Raw genomic sequence first — 2420 nt, 5'->3', positions numbered from 1 at the left:
GGACCAAGCTCTGCTGTCGGATCTCGTACTTGAAATGGCTGCGATACCAGAGTTGCCGATTGAATCGGGATACGGGGTTAGCACCGCGAGCGCGTCGCTTCTGGGCGCTTGGGGAAGACTGTTGGAACTGCTAGATCGGCCAACCGAAATCCCCGTCATGGCTCAGTCCTTGGAACACGAGCTCATGTTTCGGTTGCTGATGGGACCACACGGCGGCCTGCTCCGTCAAATTGCCGGATCTGACTCGCGCCTGAGGCATATCCGAAAGGCCATGGCTTGGATCCGTGATCATTACACCGAGCGCCTCAATTTCAAAGCGGTCGCTGCACTCACGGGAATGAGCGTATCGGTCTTTTACGAGCGCTTTAAAGCCGTCGCCGCCGTCAGTCCCCTTCAGTATCAAAAGTATATCCGGCTCCACGAGGCCCGCCGTCGCATGATCGCGGACCAAGTGAGTGCGGCCGAGGTGGGGTTCTCGGTCGGCTATGAAAGCGCCTCACAATTCAGCCGCGAGTACAAGCGTCTCTTCGGAGCGCCGCCAGGTCAGGACGCTGAAAAAGCGAAGGCGGGCCTGGGGGGAATTAATCGGCCAAAATCGCTTGGCGCTCGGCCAGATGCTGATTGGAACGTCGAGCGTAGTCTCGACCCACGGCTAAGATGACGCTCGCTCGCAAATGGACGTCTTCGACAACCTGTTAGATCAGGGCCGCTCGATGCCTTCAAAAGTTCTGAGGACCTCGACCGCATGGGCGGTAGCGTCGTATGGCGGATTGCCGATCCCTTGGGTGCAAGCGCTCCAGCGCCAGGTCTCGTTCGGTGGTCATCACACGCAGTTCGCCGATGAGAGATTCGCTGCGCCGAGTGGCCTCGGCCAGGGCTTGCTGCAGGGCTGAGAATTCTTCGGTGGTGGGCATCTCAACCATTGCCTGCTTCGATCAACATGACGTGCAGGCGTTCCTCGAACATCGCATTGTCGAGGAAGATTCGGCAGCACTCAACGTCCGCGAATGAGTTGCCTCAAATGTATTGGACTCCACCGATCTCTGACCCCAGATTGGATTGAACCCCATCGACTGGACCACTGGGGAAAGATGAACTGATACGCTGTTGTTAGTCGAGCACGACGACATGCTTGCCTGGTGTGTTGCCGGCCTCCAGATCAGATTGCGCATCGCGCACGCCTTCCAGCCCTTGATAGACTTTGGCGACGCTAACTTTCATCCGTCCCGCAGCGATGGCTTCAAGCTGGCCGTTGAACACGTCGGCAGGAAGATCAGTAGCCTTACCGCCATAGCACGTCAGCCGGACGCCGAACGGAATGAGAGAGAACGGGTCAAAAACGGGCATCGTCCATTGGTCGCCCAGGGCCCCGGTAAAGCAGGTGGTTCCATGAACGCGGACCGCCTTCAGTGTGTCGGCCAGAACGCCACAGCCGACAAGCTCCAGTGCGGCATCGACCCCCTCGGGAACGATCTTACGCACGGTCTCAGCGATGTTCCCGCCATCGACGACCACATGACGGACGCCGACCTTGCGTAGCATTTCGGTCCGTTCAGAATTGCGTGTCGTGGCAATCACGGTGACGCCCATGGCGTCTGCAATGGTCGCGGCCGACAATCCCACTGTAGAGGTGCCGCCCCGGATCAGCAGCGTTTGGCCCGCCTTCAGGTCAAGGCCCGTGGTCAACGATCCATAGGCCGTTTGGAACATTTCCGGCAAGGCGCCGACGACATTCCATGGCAGACCCGTCTCGAACGGAATGACTTGGCCGACCGGCACCACGACATACTCGGCATAGGAGCCATCAAACGAACGCCCCATACCGCCCATCATGGTGGCGACCTTTTGTCTCGGCCTCAGATCGCTGTCGGCGGGCGCTTCATCAACCTCACCAACGCACTCGATTCCGGGAATGCGCGGCAAGGTTACATCGGGCGAGGACAGACCCTTGCGGGTGGTGACTTCGGATTCATTTACCCCGAAAGCTCGGATCCGGATCCGCACCCAGCCGGGTTTGATTTCCGGGACAGGACGCTCCTCCAGAATGAGGTTTTCGAGTGGACCGGCTTTGTACAGGACGATTGCTCGCATCGTTTTCATGATGAGCTCCTGGCTAGGTGGGACGTGGAACGACGTGCCGCCCCCAAGGGCGACGCTGCCGGGGTGGCCCTGCGTCAGCGAGCTATTTCGTGAGGTCGTAGCTCTCATCGAGGAGGGAAAAGATCTCTTCCTTCGATACAGAGCCGTCGAGAACGGCGGTGAGCCAGTGTTCCTTGTTCATGTGATAGGCCGGCCGAAAGCCGGGTTTGGTCTTGAGGTCATCGACATTCGCCGGGTGGCATTTGACGTCAAGGACATCGACCTCGCCTTCGCCTTTCAGGCCCAACTTTTCCCTGGGGACGTTCATCACCAGCCCGAAC

General features: G+C 59.0%; 4 protein-coding genes. 2 read left to right on the top strand and 2 right to left on the bottom strand.

Annotation, left to right across the window (positions count from 1 at the left end; all coding sequences use genetic code 11):
* Together AC1DOC_RS29500 and AC1DOC_RS29495 are read left to right on the top strand one after the other, a co-directional pair.
* A partial coding sequence (locus AC1DOC_RS29500) for an AraC family transcriptional regulator (RefSeq protein ID WP_478131106.1) occupies positions 1-661 on the top strand: 661 nt, incomplete at its 5' end.
* Between the two features lie 13 nt (positions 662-674).
* Positions 675-893 (top strand): hypothetical protein, encoded by a 219-nt coding sequence (locus tag AC1DOC_RS29495; RefSeq protein WP_478080755.1) that lies wholly within the window; start codon positions 675-677, stop codon positions 891-893.
* A gap of 217 nt (positions 894-1110) precedes the next feature.
* Here the strand turns inward: AC1DOC_RS29495 and AC1DOC_RS29490 are convergent, their stop codons facing one another.
* Together AC1DOC_RS29490 and AC1DOC_RS29485 are read right to left on the bottom strand one after the other, a co-directional pair.
* A complete protein-coding gene (locus AC1DOC_RS29490; RefSeq protein ID WP_478080754.1) occupies positions 1111-2100 on the bottom strand; it encodes a zinc-binding dehydrogenase in 990 nt (329 codons plus the stop codon).
* 82 nt (positions 2101-2182) lie between these two features.
* Positions 2183-2420 (bottom strand): MmcQ/YjbR family DNA-binding protein (locus tag AC1DOC_RS29485; protein WP_478131105.1); only part of this gene is annotated, 238 nt, incomplete at its 5' end.

This window comes from Variovorax sp. 01T439_2, assembly GCF_056398445.1.
This window is presented reverse-complemented; position numbering and strand designations above follow the sequence as displayed.